14 protein-coding genes are annotated in these 18,535 nt (G+C 56.7%); 7 read left to right on the top strand and 7 right to left on the bottom strand.

Features of this window, described 5'->3' with window-relative positions:
- The first annotated feature begins 58 nt into the window (after positions 1-58).
- From tynA to IM294_RS01455, 3 genes are all read left to right on the top strand, one after another.
- On the top strand, positions 59-2,335 hold the full coding sequence (gene tynA / locus IM294_RS01465) for a primary-amine oxidase (RefSeq protein WP_126818010.1): 2,277 nt from the start codon (positions 59-61) through the stop codon (positions 2,333-2,335).
- Between the two features lie 163 nt (positions 2,336-2,498).
- The gene (locus IM294_RS01460) at positions 2,499-4,469 is read left to right on the top strand and encodes an alkyl/aryl-sulfatase (protein ID WP_028013024.1); all 1,971 of its coding nucleotides are present in this window, start codon (positions 2,499-2,501) and stop codon (positions 4,467-4,469) included.
- 73 nt (positions 4,470-4,542) lie between these two features.
- Positions 4,543-5,649 carry a GGDEF domain-containing protein gene (locus IM294_RS01455; RefSeq protein ID WP_126818009.1) on the top strand — a complete coding sequence of 369 codons (1,107 nt, stop codon included), beginning with the start codon at positions 4,543-4,545 and terminating at the stop codon, positions 5,647-5,649.
- Positions 5,650-5,658: 9 nt separating this feature from the next.
- On the opposite strand, the gene IM294_RS01450 is transcribed toward IM294_RS01455, so the two are convergent.
- Positions 5,659-6,645 carry a GlxA family transcriptional regulator gene (locus IM294_RS01450; protein ID WP_126818008.1) on the bottom strand — a complete coding sequence of 329 codons (987 nt, stop codon included), beginning with the start codon at positions 6,643-6,645 and terminating at the stop codon, positions 5,659-5,661.
- Positions 6,646-6,766: 121 nt separating this feature from the next.
- On the opposite strand from IM294_RS01450, the gene IM294_RS01445 reads away from it, so the two are divergent.
- Together IM294_RS01445 and IM294_RS01440 are read left to right on the top strand one after the other, a co-directional pair.
- On the top strand, positions 6,767-7,531 hold the full coding sequence (locus IM294_RS01445; RefSeq protein WP_063942534.1) for an alpha/beta fold hydrolase: 765 nt from the start codon (positions 6,767-6,769) through the stop codon (positions 7,529-7,531).
- A complete protein-coding gene (locus tag IM294_RS01440) occupies positions 7,528-8,142 on the top strand; it encodes an FMN-dependent NADH-azoreductase (RefSeq protein WP_126818007.1) in 615 nt (204 codons plus the stop codon). The genes IM294_RS01445 and IM294_RS01440 overlap by 4 nt, the downstream gene beginning before the upstream one ends.
- A 49-nt stretch (positions 8,143-8,191) precedes the next feature.
- Here IM294_RS01440 and IM294_RS01435 read toward each other — a convergent pair whose 3' ends face one another.
- Positions 8,192-9,691, bottom strand: coding sequence for an aldehyde dehydrogenase family protein (locus IM294_RS01435; RefSeq protein WP_126818006.1), 1,500 nt, complete (start codon positions 9,689-9,691; stop codon positions 8,192-8,194).
- A gap of 241 nt (positions 9,692-9,932) precedes the next feature.
- Between IM294_RS01435 and feaR the strand changes: the two genes are divergently transcribed.
- A complete protein-coding gene (gene feaR, locus IM294_RS01430) occupies positions 9,933-10,841 on the top strand; it encodes a transcriptional regulator FeaR (RefSeq protein WP_028013021.1) in 909 nt (302 codons plus the stop codon).
- On the opposite strand, the gene IM294_RS01425 is transcribed toward feaR, so the two are convergent.
- From IM294_RS01425 to IM294_RS01415, 3 genes are read right to left on the bottom strand one after another with little or no spacing between them, the layout of a single operon-like run.
- Positions 10,842-11,159: a YdbL family protein gene (locus IM294_RS01425; protein ID WP_028013020.1), complete on the bottom strand. Its 318-nt coding sequence runs from the start codon at positions 11,157-11,159 to the stop codon at positions 10,842-10,844.
- Positions 11,160-11,166: 7 nt separating this feature from the next.
- Positions 11,167-11,352, bottom strand: coding sequence for a YnbE family lipoprotein (locus IM294_RS01420; RefSeq protein WP_028013019.1), 186 nt, complete (start codon positions 11,350-11,352; stop codon positions 11,167-11,169).
- Positions 11,349-13,988: a YdbH family protein gene (locus IM294_RS01415; protein WP_126818005.1), complete on the bottom strand. Its 2,640-nt coding sequence runs from the start codon at positions 13,986-13,988 to the stop codon at positions 11,349-11,351. The genes IM294_RS01420 and IM294_RS01415 overlap by 4 nt, the downstream gene beginning before the upstream one ends.
- Before the next feature lie 210 nt (positions 13,989-14,198).
- On the opposite strand from IM294_RS01415, the gene IM294_RS01410 reads away from it, so the two are divergent.
- Complete coding sequence (locus tag IM294_RS01410; RefSeq protein WP_028013015.1) at positions 14,199-15,188, top strand: 2-hydroxyacid dehydrogenase; 990 nt, start codon at positions 14,199-14,201, stop codon at positions 15,186-15,188.
- An 18-nt stretch (positions 15,189-15,206) separates the two neighbouring features.
- On the opposite strand, the gene IM294_RS01405 is transcribed toward IM294_RS01410, so the two are convergent.
- Positions 15,207-16,412, bottom strand: a complete 1,206-nt coding sequence (locus IM294_RS01405; protein ID WP_126818004.1) for an MFS transporter — start codon at positions 16,410-16,412, stop codon at positions 15,207-15,209.
- A 426-nt stretch (positions 16,413-16,838) separates the two neighbouring features.
- Positions 16,839-18,386 carry a methyl-accepting chemotaxis protein gene (locus IM294_RS01400; protein WP_126818003.1) on the bottom strand — a complete coding sequence of 516 codons (1,548 nt, stop codon included), beginning with the start codon at positions 18,384-18,386 and terminating at the stop codon, positions 16,839-16,841.
- Positions 18,387-18,535: the final 149 nt, after the last annotated feature.

Here is an 18,535-nt window from a genome sequence, read left to right as displayed (position 1 = left end):
CAGGATAAGGCTGTCACAACACAATAAACCCTAAAAACACAACAAGATGAGGTCTACGATGGGAAGCAATTCTTCTTTTTCTGCCCGTAGAACGGCACTGGCCATGGCCGTTGCGCTCTGTTGCGCCTGGCAATCCCCTGCTTTCGCCCACGGCAGCGAGGCGCATATGGTCCCGATGGACAAAACACTGCAGGATTTTGGCGCGGACGTTCAGTGGGATGATTACGCACAGATGTTCACCATTGCGAAAGACGGCGCCTTCGTGAAGGTCAAACCGGGCGCAAAGACGGCCATCGTCAACGGTCACCCCCTCAAGCTTGAAGTGCCGGTAGTGATGAAGGACAAAAAAGCCTTTATCTCGGAGACCTTCATCAACGATGTTTTCCAGTCTGGTCTTGACCAGACCTTCCAGGTTGAAAAACGCCCTCACCCGCTAAACGCGCTCACGGCGGACGAAATTAAGCAGGCTGTCGGGATTGTGAAAGCCTCTGCGGATTTTAAACCCAATACCCGCTTTACCCAGATCGCCCTTGCGGAATCAGAGAAAGCCAAAGTGTGGGACTTTGTGCTCAACGGTACGGCAGTGGACTCCCCTCGCCAGGCGAAGATCGTCATGCTCGACGGCAAGCAGGTTATCGAAAGCGTAGTGGACCTGAAGGATAAAAAAATCCTGCGCTGGGAGCCGGTGAAGGACGCGCACGGCATGGTGCTGCTGGATGATTTCACCGCGGTTCAGCAGATCATTAACGAGAGCCCGGAGTTTGCCGAGGTGCTTAAAAAACACGGCATCACCGACCCGAAAAAAGTGATCACCACGCCGCTTACCGTCGGCTACTTCGACGGTAAAGACGGCCTGAAGCAGGAAGACCGCCTGCTTAAGGTGGTGAGCTATCTGGACGTCGGCGACGGCAACTACTGGGCGCACCCGATCGAGAACCTCGTGGCCGTGGTCGATCTTGAGCAGAAAAAAATCCAGAAGATTGAAGAAGGTGCCGTTGTGCCGGTTCCGATGACTCCGCGCCCCTATGACGGCCGCGACCGTGTCGAGACGCCGAAAAAACCGCTCAACATCATTGAGCCGGAAGGCAAGAACTACACCATTACCGGCGACATGGTGCACTGGCAGAACTGGGATTTCCACCTGAGCCTGGATTCCCGCGTCGGCCCGATGATTTCGACCGTCACTTACAACGACAACGGGAAAAAGCGTCAGGTGATGTATCAGGGATCGCTCGGCGGCATGATTGTCCCGTACGGCGATCCGGACGTGGGCTGGTACTTCAAGGCCTATCTCGACTCCGGCGACTACGGCATGGGCACCCTGACCTCGCCGCTGGTGCGCGGTAAAGACGTGCCGTCCAACGCCGTGATGCTCAACGAAACCATCCCGGACTACACCGGCACGCCGATGGAGATCCCGCGCGCGATCGCCATTTTCGAACGCTACGCGGGGCCAGAATATAAACATCAGGAGATGGGCAAGCCGAACGTCAGCGCCGAACGCCGCGAGCTGGTGGTGCGCTGGGTGAGTACCGTGGGCAACTACGATTACATCTTCGACTGGGTGTTCCACGAAAACGGCACCATCGGCATTGACGCCGGTGCAACGGGTATCGAGGCGGTGAAAGGCGTGCAGGCAAAAACCATGCATGATGCCACCGCCAAAGACGACACAAAGTACGGCACGCTGATCGATCATAATATCGTGGGCACCACGCACCAGCACATCTATAACTTCCGTCTTGATATGGACGTGGACGGCATCAACAACAAGCTGGTGGCGATGGACCCGGAAGTGAAGCCGAATACCGCCGGCGGCCCGCGCACCAGCACCATGCAGGTGAACCAGTATGACATTGATACCGAACAGCAGGCGGCGCAGAAGTTTGACCCGGGCACCATCCGCCTGCTGAGCAACACCAGCAAGGAGAACCGCATGGGCAACCCGGTCTCGTACCAGATTATCCCTTACGCGGGCGGTACCCATCCAGTGGCGACCGGCGCGAAATTTGCGCCGGACGAGTGGATTTACCATCGCCTGAGCTTTATGGATAAACAGCTGTGGGTGACGCGTTACCACCCGGACGAGCTGTATCCGGAAGGGAAATTCCCTAACCGCTCCATCCACGATACAGGTCTGGGCCAGTACAGCAAGGATAACGAGTCGCTCAACGACCAGGACGACGTGGTGTGGATGACCACCGGCACCACCCACGTGGCGCGCGCGGAAGAGTGGCCGATCATGCCGACGGAATGGGTGCATACCCTGCTTAAACCGTGGAACTTCTTTGACGAGACGCCAACGCTCGGGAAGAAAAAAGACGAACAGAAATAAATAACGTACCGGGCACAATGCCCGGCTTTATCCATTTACTTGCTGAATACCTCTCCCCGATTATAGTTATTTCTACTTCATTTTTTTATTTCATTTCGAATCACTTTCAGCCAGGACGCGAATTTTCCACAAGCGACGTAATACATCATTGAGAGGTTTTAGGATGAAATTCAATTTGATCGTCAGGAGTCTTGCTCTTGCTGGACTTGTTATTTCCGTCAGTTCCGCTGCCGCAGAAGCCCCGAAGGACGCCACTGCAGCGACACAGCAAGTCAATAACGCCCTGTTTAATCAGCTTCCCTTCTCCGATAACACCGATTTTACGAATGCCCATAAAGGCTTTATTGCGCCTCTTCCTCAGGACATTATCAAAGGGGAGCAAGGAAATGTTATCTGGAATCCACAACAATATTCGTTTATTAAAGAGGGAGATAAAGCTCCTGAGACTGTTAACCCCAGTTTATGGCGTCAATCTCAGCTGATTAATATTAGCGGCCTGTTTGAAGTAACCGACGGCGTTTATCAGATTCGAAATCTCGACCTGTCGAATATGACCATCATCGAAGGGAAAGAAGGTGTTACCGTGGTTGACCCGCTGGTTTCGGCAGAAACGGCGAAAGTCGGGATGGAGCTCTATTTTAAAAATCGCGGCAAAAAACCTGTCGTCGCCATAATTTATACCCACAGCCACGTTGATCACTATGGCGGTGTGCGCGGCGTGGTGGAAGAAGCTGACGTGAAGTCCGGCAAGGTAAAAATCTACGCCCCGGCCGGTTTTATGGAAGCGGCCGTTGCCGAGAACATCATGGCGGGTAACGTGATGAGCCGCCGCGCCAGCTATATGTATGGCAACCTGCTGAAACCCGATGCTAAAGGCCAGGTGGGTGCCGGTCTCGGGACCACCACCTCCGCCGGGACAGTGACGCTGATTGCCCCGACAAACATCATTGAAAAAGACGGCCAGAAAGAGGTCATAGACGGCCTGACCTATGACTTTATGCTCGCGCCGGGATCCGAAGCACCGTCAGAAATGCTCTGGTATATCGAAGAGAAAAAACTGATTGAATCCGCTGAGGATGTGACCCACACCCTGCATAACACCTACTCGCTGCGCGGGGCCAAAATCCGCGAGCCGCTACCATGGTCGAAATACATCAACCAGGCGATTGTACGCTGGGGTGATAAAGCCGAAATCATCATGGCACAGCACCACTGGCCGACCTGGGGCAACGAAAACGTGGTCAACTTGCTGAAAAGTCAGCGTGACCTCTATCGTTACATTAACGACCAGACCCTGCGTATGGCGAATGAAGGGCTAACGCGGGACGAAATCGCTGCTAACTTCAAGCTCCCGGATTCGCTGGCGCATACCTGGGCTAACCGCGGCTATTACGGCTCGGTGAGCCACGACGTGAAAGCCACATACGTGCTTTACCTGGGCTGGTTCGACGGCAACCCGGCGACGCTTGACGAACTGCCGCCGGAAGAAGCCGCGAAGAAATTCGTGGAGTATATGGGTGGCGCGGATGCCATATTGAGCAAAGCGAAAACCGACTTCGATCAGGGAAATTACCGCTGGGTAGCGCAGGTGGTGAGCAAAGTGGTCTTTGCCGATCCGAACAACCAGGCTGCACGCAACCTGGAAGCGGATGCGCTTGAGCAGCTTGGCTATCAGGCAGAATCCGGCCCGTGGCGTAACTTCTATCTGACCGGAGCGCAAGAGTTGCGTAATGGCGTGGTGAAAGGGCCAACCCCGAATACCGCCAGCCCGGATACCGTACGGGCAATGACCCCGGAGATGTTCTTCGATTATCTTGCCGTACACATCAACGGACAAAAAGCGGGCGATGCCAAATCGGTGTTTAATATTGATCTGGGTAATGATGGCGGGAAATATAAGCTGGAACTGGAAAATGGCGTGCTGAACCATACGGCGAACGCCGAGGCAAAAGATGCTGATGCTACCATCACCCTTAGCCGCGATACGCTGAACAAAATTATCCTCAAAGAGATGACGCTCAAACAGGCGCAAGACAACGGTGATGTAAAAATCGCTGGCGACGGTGCAAAACTCGACACCATGCTCGGTTATATGGATAAATTTGATTTCTGGTTTAACATTGTGACGCCGTAACGATGCATACGTAAGGGCGGCCTGTCCGCCCTTTTCTGCTTAACTTATTCCCTGGACGGGGTAAACAGCGTCAATGGAAAAAAGAAAAAAACCGACACTTGAGCGAGCAACCTGGCCGACGCGCCACGCCATGGTTATGCACGGGCTGGCGATGAACCTGCCCTGGCTGGCTTTCGTCAACATCAGCTTCGCCGTGATGATTCTGCTGCGCCATGTTCTGCTTAACGCCAGCGATCCCCTTTATCCCCACTTGCCGCATATGATGAAAATGGTCGACGCTTCGATGCTCGGCATTATTATCCTCTCGGCTGCACTGATCCTTATGGGCTGGCGGCGCATCGCCGGTATCAGCGTAGTGCTGTGTATCTGTAGCGCTATCTGGTCGATAGCGTGCTTCTGGTTCATCACTGATTTACTGCTGCCCCACGTCTGGCCGCTGTGCGTTATTTTATTACTCGCTGGGTTAACGGCCCTCTACTTTTACCCTGTGGGGTTGCTCGCCTTCGTGCTCCCGCTCTGGATAACCCTGCCGATTGCAAGCTGGGCACTGAATGATGGCCTTAATCTTCACTTCGTTATCATCTGGAGCGTCTTTTCGCTGATCCTGATCTGCGGGCGATTCATCCTCTTAAGCTGGTTTGACGAGGCCTGGCGACGTAACCAGCAAAACCAGCTGCTGATCTCACGACTGGATGCGCTGGCGCATCAGGATCCGTTAACCACAACCGCCAACCGCCGGAAGATGGAGGTGGTGCTGGAGAACGCGGTTGAGCAGAAGAAACCGTTCTCGCTGATTATGCTGGATATTGACTATTTCAAACGCTACAACGACACCTACGGTCACCAGGCGGGTGACGAATGTCTGACGCGGGTGGCGCGGGTGCTGAAGCAGTCGGTGCGCACACCTGAGGATGTGGTGTCACGCTACGGTGGCGAAGAGTTTCTGGTGATTCTGTTTAATTGCCCTGAAGCCATCGCGGAAAAGGTCGCCCTGCGTATTAAGGACGGCCTGCGCGCGGAGTCCATACCGCACGGCTCCTCAACCGTCAGTGACCACGTCACCGTGAGCATGGGCATTGCGAGCATGGCGGAGGGATTAGCCGGCACCGAGATCATTGCCCGCGCCGACGCGGCGCTGTACCGGGCGAAAGAGGCCGGGCGGGATCGGGTATGCCGCTGAGAACGACGGCTATTCCTTATGCCGCTCGGCGATCCACTTACGGTATTGCCCGGGCGACATTCCTGTCACGCCAGAGAATGCGCGTCTGAATGCCGTATCGTCAGCGTAACCGCAAGCCTCGGCAATCTGCCCTATCACGTTTCCCGGCTGCTCCAGGAGCCGCATCGCCTTTTCAATACGCATGCGCGTCAAAAAGTTTTTAGGGCTTTCATTCATCTCTTCCGCCATTTTTCGATGCAGGGTACGGGTGGTCATATTCAGCGCCCGCGCAAGCTGCTCCACGGTAATCGCCGGATTTTCATACCGGACGATGTGCTCCGCTTTCATAATCATCGGGTGTACTGAGTTTAAAAAACCAGCCGGCGCGTAAACCTGCTGAGACAACGGCTGGCTGTCAGCCACGGCCATATCGGCCGTCAGGCGCGCCAGCTTCTGCCCCGCGTGCAGACGAATGATGTGCAGCGCCACGTCAACCCACGAGAGCGGGCCTCCGGAAGTGATAATCCGCGCGTCCTGCACCAGCGCCTTCCCCCAGACCGGTTTGCTGAGTGGATAACGCTGGCGGAAAGTGTGGTAAAGCCACCAGGTCGTCGTGCATGTCCGGCCATTTAGCACCCCCGCTTCGGCGAGAACCAGCCCACCGGCACAGGCTCCCGCCAGCAACGCCCCCTGACTATGCTGGCCCCGCAGCCATTCGCCAGCCTCGTGGACCGCCGCTGGCGAGACCGGGCGCTTTTGCTCGTCAAGCTTCATCCCGCTGACAATCACGAGATCGAAGGTTCCGCCGGTTGTAAAACTCCCGTCGGCGTCAATCAGCCGGCCCTGTGCGTCCGGAACCGGCGTCCCCTCCGCGGTGATGATGGCCGCTTCAAAAGCAGAAATGCCCTCGCCGTCCGGCTGCTGGGCAATCACCTCGTTGGCCAGCCAGAACATATCGCAGAGCCCAGCCACGGCGGATTTCATGCTGCCGGGTAACGCTAAAATGCCAATTTTCATGATTCAGGTCTGAGCAGAATGTCTGATTTCGTATGATAACCGTCATTTCGGACACTACAAGCGTCATTACACCTCTCGTTACACTGTGCCTCACCGTCCCTCAGGAAATTACGTCACGCCTATGAAACCGACACGCTTGCCCGTTCTTCTTACTTTGCTGTGCCTGGCCGCATCGCAGCCAGTGCAGGCGCGGATTAATAACATCATCCTCGTGCACGGAGCCTTTACCGATGGTTCCGTCTGGCAGGCGGTAATCGGCCGCTTGCAGTCCCGGGGCTACCACGTCACGGCAGTGCAGAACCCCCTGACTTCGCTGGCAGATGACGTCGCCGCCACGGAGCGCGTCATCGATCGCCAACAAGGGGATGTCGTCCTTGTCGGGCACTCTTGGGCCGGCGCGGCGATCGCCCAAGCGGGCAATAACCCGAAGGTGAAGAAGCTGGTTTTCCTTTCCGCCCTTGCCCCCGATAGCGGAGAATCGGTCGCCTCTCTTCTGACCCGTCTTAACGCGCCGATGGCGGACATGCGCCCGGATAAGCAGGGATTCATCTGGCTGGACGATCCCGTGGCTTATCAGCGCGTTATGGCCAATGACCTGCCTCTCAGACGCGTAAAAGTACTTACGGCGACCCAGCAGCCTATCGCGGCGAGCGCCTTTAGCGAGAAGATTGAGCACGCCGCCTGGCGTGAAAAACCCTCATGGTATTTGCTGACCGAAGACGATCGCGCCCTCTCTCCCGGCGTCCAGCAGCAGCTTGCCGGTGCCATGAACGCCACCGTCATGCGGATAAAGAGTAGCCATATGTCGATGATTTCCCACCCGGACGCCGTCAGCCAGCTTATCGAACAAGCAACCCAGCTCAACGTAAAGGAAACCAAAAAATGAAGATCCTGCATATAGATTCAAGCATTAACGGCGAGTTCTCACTTTCACGTCAGCTGACGGCAGAGGTGGTTCGCCAGCTCGCGTCAGACAAGGTGGTCTATCGCGACGTCGTTAAGGCGCCCGTTGCCCATCTCACCGGCGCCGTTGCCGCCGGCTTCCGAACGCTGCGGATAGCCACGGACGCGACGGCGCAAGACGTCCGCGAACGCCAGCTGTCCGGGGAGCTGGTGAACGAATTTCTCGACAGCGACATTATCGTAATAGGCGCGCCTATGTATAACTTCTCCGTTTCAACGCAGCTTAAAGCCTGGTTAGATCGGCTGGCCCAGCCGGGAAAAACATTCAGCTATACCCCAACGGGCCCGGTGGGACATGCGACCGGCAAGAGGATTATCGTCGTTTCTACTCGCGGCGGGATCTATCACGGTACGCCAATCGCAGACATGGATTTTCAGGAGCGATACCTGCAGAAGTTTTTTGGCTTTCTGGGCATCGACAGAGTGGAATTCGTGCGTGCTGAAGGGGCGACGCGCGGTGAGGAGATCCGCGCTAAAGGCGTTGCGCAGGCGTTTGACGCAATTCCGTCCGTCATCGCCGCCTCGCTGAATTAGTCATCGGGTGAAAGCATGCCGGGTAAGCGTGGCCGCCACCCGGCTTTTTTTAGTACCGCACGCAAACCGACTTGGTTTCGCACCAGCCGTCCAGCCAGTCCGGGCCAAAATCACGTCCTGTACCAGACTGCTTCATCCCGCCGAACGGCAGGTTGGCGTCAATCAGCGTATGGCTGTTCACCCATACGGTGCCCGCCTGCAGCCGATCGGTGTACTCCAGCGCCTTGCTGATATTCTGCGTCCAGACGCTGGCCGTCAGGCCATATTCGGTGTCGTTTGCCAGCTGGAGCGCCTCTTCTCCGTCGGATACCCGCACCAGGTTGACCACCGGACCAAACACCTCTTCTCGGGTTAACCGCAGCGCGGCATCCGGGTTCACCACCAGCGTAGGCGACACGTAATAGCCTTTGCCCTCCGGGCCGCGATTACCGACGATCAGCTCCGCATTGCGCGACGTCGCCTCGTCGAGGAATGTCTGCACCTTATCGCAGTGGGCGCGCGACACCAGCGGGTTGATAAACGCCTCCGGCGACATGCCCGGCCCGACGCTCAGGGATTTCACCGCCTGTTCGAACCCGCTCACCAGCGTGTCAAACAGCGGGGCTTCAATGTAGATGCGCGAGCTCGCCGCGCACACCTGCCCCTGGTTCAGGAAGCTGCCGGTCATTAATCCTTCTATCACCCATGCGGGGTCCGCATCCTTCAGCACGATGGCCGGGTTTTTCCCGCCCAGCTCCAGGGTCACCCCGGTTAGCGTGTCCGCCGCCGCGCGGGCAATTTGCTTACCCGTTGCCGTTGAGCCGGTAAAGCTCACCTTTGCAATATGCGGGTGCGAGGTCAGCGCTGCGCCACACACCGCGCCGCTGCCGGTTACTACGTTGAACACCCCGTCCGGGATGCCCGCTTCGCTGGCCAGCTCCGCCACGCGCAGCATGGTCAGCGGCGTGGTTTCAGACGGCTTAATGACAATTGAGCAGCCCGCGGCCAGCGCTGGCATCACTTTCCACATCCCGATCATCAGCGGGAAGTTCCAGGGCACAATCCCGGCCACCACGCCAACCGGCTCTTTACGCGTCCACGCCTGGTAGCGCGCACCCTGCGGCAGCGGGATGGAAAGATCGAGGGTTTTGCCCGCAATTTTGGTGGTCAGCCCGGCGGTATAGCGCATCCAGTTGAGGGTGCAGCCCACCTCAAAAGCACGGGAGATGTTAATTGATTTGCCCTGCTCCAGCGTTTCAAGCTGGGCCAGCTCCTCGCCGTGCTGTTCGACCAGATCGGCGAAATGGAGCAGGATCCGCTCGCGCTCCGCCGGTAATTTTCCGGCCCAGCTGCGGGCGACAAAGGCGCGCCAGCCGGACATAACGGCCCGGTCAACGTCATCGACGCTGGCATCGGCGGTCGAGGCAATCACCTCGCCCGTGGCCGGGTTGTAGACGTTCAGCTGTTTTTCGCTGTCCGACGCGGCCTGACGCCCTTCAATCCACAGGCCGTGGTGTCGGTCTAAAAACTGCTGCACGGCAGGCAGAATAGCCACCGGTGATTCAGACATAGGATACTCCTTCGTTATTCTTCGCAGGGTGTTCATCCAGTCTATGTGGGGTTTTGCATTCTCGCTTTTGTCTCTGTGACATTCGCTTTGCCACCTGTGACAGGTGCCGCAAATCGCGATAATCGCCGCTTATATCGCTGTTACCGGTGAGTGTTCTTTCCTATAGTCAGCCTCATAGCTCTGACAAAATGCAACACAAATGCAACAATGCGAAAACGTTGACGGTGCAGCGAGAGAAACGATGGCGTGTGCAAGCGAGCAGGAACAGTATCAGCAGTGGCTGGCGCAGATTAACCAGGTTTGCGGGCGTTTCAACGCCCAGCCCACCGAAGGCAAATTCTTCGGCGAGCTGGAAACCAGCTACGCGCGCAGCCTGAAGCTCAGTACCGTCACCGCCGGCGGCGTTAACCTGTTCCGCTCCCGACGGGAGATCGCACAGAGTAATGATGCCTGGTTCTACACCGTCTTCCAGCTTGAAGGCAGCGCGCAAATTGAGCAGGATGAGCGTCGCGCGGTGCTCAGAACCGGGGATATCACGCTGATTGACGCCTCTCGTCCCTGCTCGATCAACTGGCAGGAAAAGTCCCGCCAGATTTCGCTGCTGGTTCCCCGTCAGATTATCGAGCAGCAGTGCCGCTTTCAGGAAATAAGCTGCGCGCTCGCCCTTTCCCGCACCTTACCCACGGTACAGCTGAGCCATCGCCTGCTGATGGAGAGTATGAACAACCCCGACCTGAGTGACCGGGAGAGTGAAGCGGCGCTTGAGGCGATGGTCTGCCTGCTGCGCCCCGCGTTCCAGCAGCGCGACGTGATTCAGCCGCGCAAGGAGCGCCAGTTCCAGCACGTTGTGGCGCTGATTGACAACCATATTCAGTCTGAATCGCTGCGTCCGGAATGGATTGCCGCCGAGAGCGGAATGTCCGTGCGCAGCCTCTACCGCATGTTTGCCGAGAAGGGGCTGGTGGTGGCGCAGTACATTAAAAACCGTCGTCTGGATCTCTGCGCGCAGGAATTGCAGTCAACCGGCGACGATGAAAAGTTGGCGGGCATTGGCTACAGCTGGGGATTCACCGACCATAGCCACTTTTCAACGGCCTTTAAGCAGCGTTTTGGCGTCTCGCCGGGTGAATACCGCAAGCGCTACCGCTAGCTATTTTTTGAGCCACTTACCGTTAATGCCCTTCACGTACTCGCCCGGCTGCGCGCGGGCCACCAGCTTTTGCCCCGCCATTTTCGCCACTTCATCAACCGGCAAATTATTGCTGTCGGCCAGCTTCTGATAGCTCTCCGTGCGCGCTGCGTTAATGCGATTCACCAGCTCCAGCGTTTCGGCATCCTGTTGGATCGGAGCAAGATAGCCGCTCAGGGTTTCCCCCACGCGCCCCTGCGCGCGGGCATCGTTTAAGGTCAGCGCAGCCGCCTGCACGTTTATACTCAGGGCCAGTAAAATCAACGCTAATCGTTTCATGGCATCCTCAGAACAGATCGCTGCGCGATTTCAGCAGGGCTTCAACGTCTTTATCGACCTTGATGTGGATCTCGTGTTCGATTTTGACATTCATATTGATGGTAATCGGCTCCTTTGGCGCAGCGACTTCAATGCGCGGCGTACAGCCGGTCAGTAGCGCGGCAACGGTGAGCGCACCAGCCATCTTTTTCATTGTTGTTCCTCACTTTCCTTGCCAGTCGAACTGCGGAGACCGGGAATCGCCGCGTGTTGCTCAAACCAGGTTTGCAGGTTGTCGCCAAAACGCAGGCTGCGCCACAGGGTAAAGACATTCTCGCCATGGGTGTAGTTCAGATTGACGGAGCTGCTTTTGCCGTCCATGCGGCTGGTCCCCTTGATGGTCGCCTGCATGGTTAATTCACCCAGGTTATCTAAATTGATTCTCGTCCACGACTGCGAAATTTCCATGTAGCGGAGCCAGTTAATCGCTGCGCCCGCGACCATATTATCCTTCACGATGGCGTCTGCCGTATCTTTGTCGATGCGCAGCGTCATTGGCCCCGGGTTGGTCAGCCAGCCATCTTTAATGATCCATTTTTCATTGTCCAGCCAGAACGGCAGCGCCCCGCTCACCGGGCCCGACAGGGTAAACTGCTTCGGGTTGACGGCGCTGATCAGCTCGCTTGAGGAGATATTGTCCACGCGCAGCAGGGCCGGATCGTGCTGCGGCATCCGCAGCTGCTGCATGGTGATCTTCCCGCCGAGCGTTTCTACCTTAACGTTGGTGAGCAGCAGCGGGTTGTCCTCCGTCCAGGGGTAATTCCCCTGCAGGTCCGCGGTAATGTTGCGCGCGGTCACCAGATTTTCCACTTCGCCAATCCGCAACGTGACCGGGCCGCGCGTGCCCAGTGACCAGGTGCCCTCGCTGAAGCGGAACGGCAGCACAAAATCGACACCGTTGATCTGGTTGTCCGGCATCCAGGCGCTGCCGGATTTCAGCACGCCGTGTCCGCCCGCCTCAAAGCCCTGATCGGGGGCCGCCGAGAAGGCAACCTGCGCATAGAGTTCACCTTCACGCAGCGTCATTTTCCAGTCCGGCGGGACCAGCGGCTGGAAGACGGTGAGCGACTGTTTCGGCCACCAGGCCTGCCCGCGAAGGCGCACGCCATCCCAGCGTCCATTCACCTGTACCGGGCCGATGTTGTCCGCATGGAGGTCGCCCTTAAACTGAAAAACAGTCGGGTTGGTACCGTCGACGCTGAAGGTCAGGACCGAGGGCGGCAATACGCTGCCGCCGGAGAACCGGGTTTGCCCGGCATTCAGCGACAGCGCGCCGCTGAATGCGGGTTTTTCGGCATCGCGCAGCCAGCGTACAGGCCGATCCAGCACCAGCCGCGGCTTGCTGACTTCCATGGTGCCGTACTGGAGCTTGTCAAAACCGGTGGAGAGCGCCGTCAGCTCAATAAGGTTGTCGCGCCACTCGCCTTTCCCGGCGACATCCCAGCGGGCATGCATCGGCGTAAAGCCGCCTTTTCCCCAGTAGCGCCACTGCCACAAGCCGTTATCAGGTAAAAAGTCGTTGGCCTGACCGTCCAGGTGGAGTTCAAAACCGCCCATCTCGTTTTCATGGGCACGCAGAATAGCCTGCAGACGCCCGTCCACGCCCTTCTGGGTGAGCTTCACGCCCGCCAGCGGCCAGCGGATTTCATCGATATCGAGTGAGTCAATAATGCGCCCGCGCGAGCGGAGCAGCGCGCCGGGCTCAAAAGCAAGCTGCGGTTCATACAGGCTGCCGGTCAGTGTGGCGGGCAATTTGGCGTAAAGAATGAGATCGTTTTGCTTCGCCTCGCCGCTCAGATGCAGCGGCATGTTGCTGTTTTCCATGCTGAGCCTGCCGGGCCCAATGTTCAGTACCGCGTTACCTTTACCCGCATCGCCTTGCGTCAACACGTTCAGTCGTCCGGTCAGGGTAGCTTTCTCCAGCCCCTGCTGCCAGTTGTCGGCGCGAAGGGACACCCGCCCGCTCAGCGGCATACCCGAAAGATCCCAGTTCCAGCGCCCGTCGCTGATGTTCAGCTGTTCCGCCGTGATCTGCCACGGCAGGTCGAGAAGCGGATCGGGGTTATCCCGCGCCATCACCACCAGCTGTCCCTGATTGTCTTCCCAGTCGAGATCGGCATCGACCAGAGACGTTAACTGTGGCACGTTAAAGGTCGCGACCGCGTGGCCTTTCACCGGCACGCCGTCCGGCACCAGCGGCAAAGTGAACTCGCCCACCAGCTTAATCGGCTGCGGCTGGTCAGGGAGCTGAACATCAAACTGGCTGACCGAGAGCGTCTGGCCGCGAAGCGTGCCTTTGATGCTGACCTGTTCGCCTCGGTAAGCGATCTCCTGGCTGGAGGGCGTCAGTGACGCATTGAGCTCGCCCTGCCACTGCTGCCAGGGCGAGAGCGTCAGACGGTGAATGGTGAGCCAGGTATTGGGCAACACAGCCTGCCACTGGGCCAGCGTTTTGGGGGCGACCGTTGAGGGTGCAGACTGGGGAATTTTGCTCAGGCAGACGGTGTTAAGATCCAGCGCGCCGATATCCAGTTTCCAGCGGCTCGGATGTGACAGCGTCACGTTATCGATGCGGGCAATTTCGCAGTCTTCCACCAGATAGCGAAGATCGGGGATCACCAGCGCGTGGCGAGTCAGTTTTGGGCTTTCTTCGAAAGCAATGCGCGTCCCGACGGGGAGCCAGATCCCGGCGAGCGTCGGCACCCACTGGGCGAGCGTCATCAGCAGCGTCAGCGGCACCAAAATCAACAGCAGTAAAACCGCAATGGCGGCTTTGTATTTACCCTTCATGGGCAGTTAATGTCCTGATTTTTCGAAAAAATTAAGCCGGCAATGCCGAATATTGTCGCATGTTTAGCCAGTCAGTTGTAGAGAATGCCATTTTTAAGGATAGATGCTCTAGAATAATTGATAGAACTTATTGAATTCAATAATATTTTAGAAATTGTAAGATAATTTTAATCATGCTAACGTGAATGCAAAATCACTGGAGAAAGTCTTATGAAACTCGCGGTATATAGCACAAAGCAGTACGACAAAAAGTATCTGCAACATGTTAACGAAGCTTACGGGTTTGAGCTTGAATTTTTCGACTTTCTGCTGTCCGAAAAAACCGCCAAAACGGCGCACGGCTGTGAAGGCGTCTGCATTTTTGTTAACGATGACGGCAGTCGTCCGGTGCTGGAAGAGTTGAAAAAGCAGGGAGTGAAGTATATCGCCCTGCGCTGCGCCGGCTTTAACAACGTGGATCTCGACGCGGCAAAAGAGCTGGGTCTGAAGGTGGTTCGCGTCCCGGCGTACTCCCCGGAAGCGGTAGCAGAACATGCGATTGGCATGATGATGTCGCTCAACCGTCGTATTCACCGCGCTTATCAGCGTACGCGTGACGCCAACTTCTCGCTGGAAGGGCTGACCGGCTTTACCATGTACGGCAAAACCGCGGGCGTGATCGGCACCGGTAAAATTGGCGTGGCTGCCCTGCGCATTCTGAAAGGCTTCGGCATGCGTCTGCTGGCATTCGATCCGTACCCGAGCGCCGCAGCGTTGGATCTGGGCGTGGAGTACGTCGACCTGCCGACGCTGTTCTCGCAGTCCGACGTGATCTCCCTGCACTGCCCGCTGACGCCGGAAAACTACCACCTGCTTAACCAGGCGGCGTTTGACCAGATGAAAGACGGCGTGATGATCATCAACACCAGCCGCGGCGGTTTGGTTGACTCTCAGGCTGCTATTGAAGCGCTGAAAACCCAGAAAATTGGCGCGCTGGGGATGGACGTGTATGAGAACGAGCGCGATCTGTTCTTTGAAGACAAGTCCAACGATGTGATCCAGGACGACGTGTTCCGCCGTCTGTCTGCCTGCCATAACGTCCTGTTTACCGGCCACCAGGCGTTTCTGACTGCCGAAGCGCTGATCAGCATTTCGGAAACCACGCTGGGGAATCTTCAGCAGTTAGAAAAGGGTGAACCGTGCCCTAACGAACTGGCTTAAATGCTACGCCGGGTGGGGCTAAGCTTCATCCGGCGCGTTTGTTTCCCAGCTTCGGTGAGCAACGCGCCACCAGAGCAGGACGGCGGCCAGCGCAATCGCGCTCAGGACACTGAATGCCGTCGCAAACGAGTAATGACCGGCGATCGCCCCGGTTAACGCAGGGCTCATGGCTGCCCCCACTCCCTGCATCAGCATCACCACACTCTGCCCGGCATTAACGTGCCCGCTTCCGCGCAGCAGCACCACAATAAACGACGGTACGACGACACCCAGGATCCCGGCGGCGAGACCGTCGAGAATTTGTACCGGGATCATCATTAACGGCGCGTCGGTCGATGCCGCCAGCGCCGCGCGCACCGGCATAACCAGCAGTGCCAGCATAATCAAGCGCCAGTAGCCGTAGCGTTCTATTCGGCCTGCAACCCAGATGGCAACGGGGATCATCACCGCCTGCGAGATGATGACGGTGCCTGCCGCGTACAGGCCAGGGTTGATCGAGGCGGGTGCCGCGGCCACCCTCATGCTCAGCATCGGCAGCAGTGCGGCATTCGCCAGGTGGAACAGCAGTAGCGTCAGTCCGGTCACAAACAGCGCCCGGTTTTTAATCAGCACCGCGAAGCCGGGGACAGGAACGCTACCTGAGGATGAAAGCCCTCGCGCCGCATCGTTATCAATGTCCCCGTTGCGGATGGCAAGCAGCGCGCAGAGCGTCAGCAGCGTCGTGCAGGTCATCAGCAGGAAAATCCCCCCGACGCCCCAGTACCAGGCAATGCCCCCTGCTATCACTGCGGTGACAAAATTGCCGCCGTGATTGAACGCCTCATTTTTGCCCATCTGCGCGCTGAACCCGCGCTGGCCGGTCAGGCCCAGCGTAATCCCGGCGATGAGCGGCCCGACAAACGCCGCGCAGATGCCGGTGACCATTTGTGAGACGGCAACAACGCTGGTCTGCTGGCTAAACCAGAGCAGCAGCGTGCTGAGAGTGATCAAAGTGCAGAGCAGCGCCAGTACGGCGCGTTTGTTCCGCGAAGTGTCAGTAATTACCCCCGCCGGGAGCGTAGCCAGCAATCCCGCCAGCCCACCGGCAGTCATCAGGATGCCAATATCATCGGGGCTCCAGTGGCGTTCTGTCAGAAAGATACCGAGAAAAGGACCAAGGCCATCACGGACATCCGCAATGAAAAAACTTGTCAGGCATAACGCCCGCAGCGAACGAAGAGACATACTTCCTGCCTGTAAATTATCCGGCTCGCGTTTCGCGATGACCCGCGTCCAGACGATCGTACAATAAAATTAAAAATGTAGTGTAGCGCTGCTTATTGAAAATCAGATGACGGCCCAAAAGACCGGATTAACCGGGGAGGCTACTCGTCACACCAGCCTCCAACGAGCTGTAGCAAAATGTGAATAGCCGCCGGGAACATCAACAGGAAGAGTAAAACTGTCACCACAGCAATCGCCATCAGAAACTCCTTTAAAATTTTTCGTTTTACGAAATCGTAGTCAGTATTTTTAAATTGTCACTGACGCTCGGCTATTTTCTTCATTATTCACGGGGACGCCCCTTTTTATTAGCGCCCCCGTTGCTGGTTTGATTAAATTTCGCGTTTAAAACGCCGGAGCTTTACCTTTTAATTATGCTTTTGCTGCTCAAATAGCAAAGTTTTCCGTCATCTGCTTCAGTGCCCTGGACTGCTCGGTCAGCGCCTGCGATGCCGCTGCGGACTGCTCAACGAGCGCCGCATTACCCTGCGTCACGCCATCCATCTGGGTGACAGCAGCGCTGATTTGCATGATGCCCTGCATTTGCTCAACCGAGGCCATTGAAAGACTGTCCATAGTTTCTGCCAGCGTAGCCACGTTGCTCGCAGCCCGCAAAATCGTCTCTGCCGTTCTGGATGCCACCGACACACCGTTATCGACATCCTCAACGGCATGCTCAATCAGCGCCCCAATTTCTTTGGACGCCGTTGCGCTGCGCTGAGCGAGATTTCTGACTTCCGTCGCCACCACGGCGAAGCCACGACCATGCTCACCGGCACGTGCAGCCTCGACCGCCGCATTCAGCGCCAGAATATTAGTCTGGAAAGCAATCCCTTCTATAACGCTGGTGATTTCCTTTATCTTCAGAGCGTTAGCCGAGATATTCTGCATCGTTTCGCTCATTTCGCCCACGGCAGACTCACCTTCACGTGCCAGTGCTTCCGTCTTTCTTGCTGACGTTGCCGTATGCTCCGCGACCTCGGTATTGTTCCGAACGGTCATCGTCAACTGTTCCATGCTGGCGGCAGTCTGCTGCAACGCCGCGGCCTGCTCCTCGGTACGAGACGATAACTCCATATTGCCCTGCTCGATCTCACCGGCAGCCAGATCCACCGACGTCGCGGCCTCTTTGATTTCGGTGACAAGGGTTTTCAACTGGGTCTGCATGTTGTCCAGAGCCGCAAGCAGCGTGCCGGTTTCATCCATCCGGGTAATATGTATGGTTGATGTGAGATCGCCGGCGGCAATGGTGTTCGCCGTATTCACGGCCTGCTTTAGCGGTCGGAGAATACTGCGCGACAGCAAAATGCCCGTCAGCAGCGCGGTGACAACCGCCGCAATCATTCCCAGGATTATCATCATGCGCGTACGGAAGCGTTCTTCAGCCAGTCGGGTTTGACGTTCAGCCATAATGCGGTACTCGTCGTTCAGCGCTTGCTGAATAACACCCCGCATGGCGTCCATTTGCTCTTTTCCGGTATTACGCTCCAGGCTACTGATGAACGCATCCATCTCTTCGCCCCCGCGGGATACACTCTCTCTTCGCTGGATTAACGGCAGCGCAAATGACCTTTTCCATTCTTCTTCAAGCCTGGAGAGGGTGGTTAATTTTTGCTGCTGCGACGGGTTATCACGCGTAAGCCCTGCAATTTCGTCAACTTTGCTTTTAAACCTCTCATCCCCCTGCGTGAAGGGTTGAAGAACGTCCTGATTACCGGTGAGCGCAAAACCGCGAATGCCGGTTTCCATGTTGATCAGGTTTTCGGTTACGGAGCGAAGGTTATCGACCACTTTATAGCTATGAACGTTGAGCTTGCTGACGGCCGTCACTCTGTCAAAGCTCAAATAGAGCAGCCCGCAGACGACTGACATTAAAACCACAATTGCGCCAAATGCTATGGTAAGCCGGGTGCCGATGTTGAGATTTTTAAACATGACTCTTCCTTAATAATTAGCATAGGTTCATCTTCTGGAGATGAATTTTAATAACGGCTTATTTTTTGTGGTTAATGGAAATGGGTTTCCACCACGACCACACCCATGCTAATCGGCAGAGAAAATTAATACTTTAGGCTGAGGTAAAA

This window comes from Enterobacter cloacae complex sp. P43RS, from assembly GCF_014930585.1.
Lineage (GTDB): Bacteria > Pseudomonadota > Gammaproteobacteria > Enterobacterales > Enterobacteriaceae > Enterobacter > Enterobacter bugandensis.
This window is presented reverse-complemented; position numbering and strand designations above follow the sequence as displayed.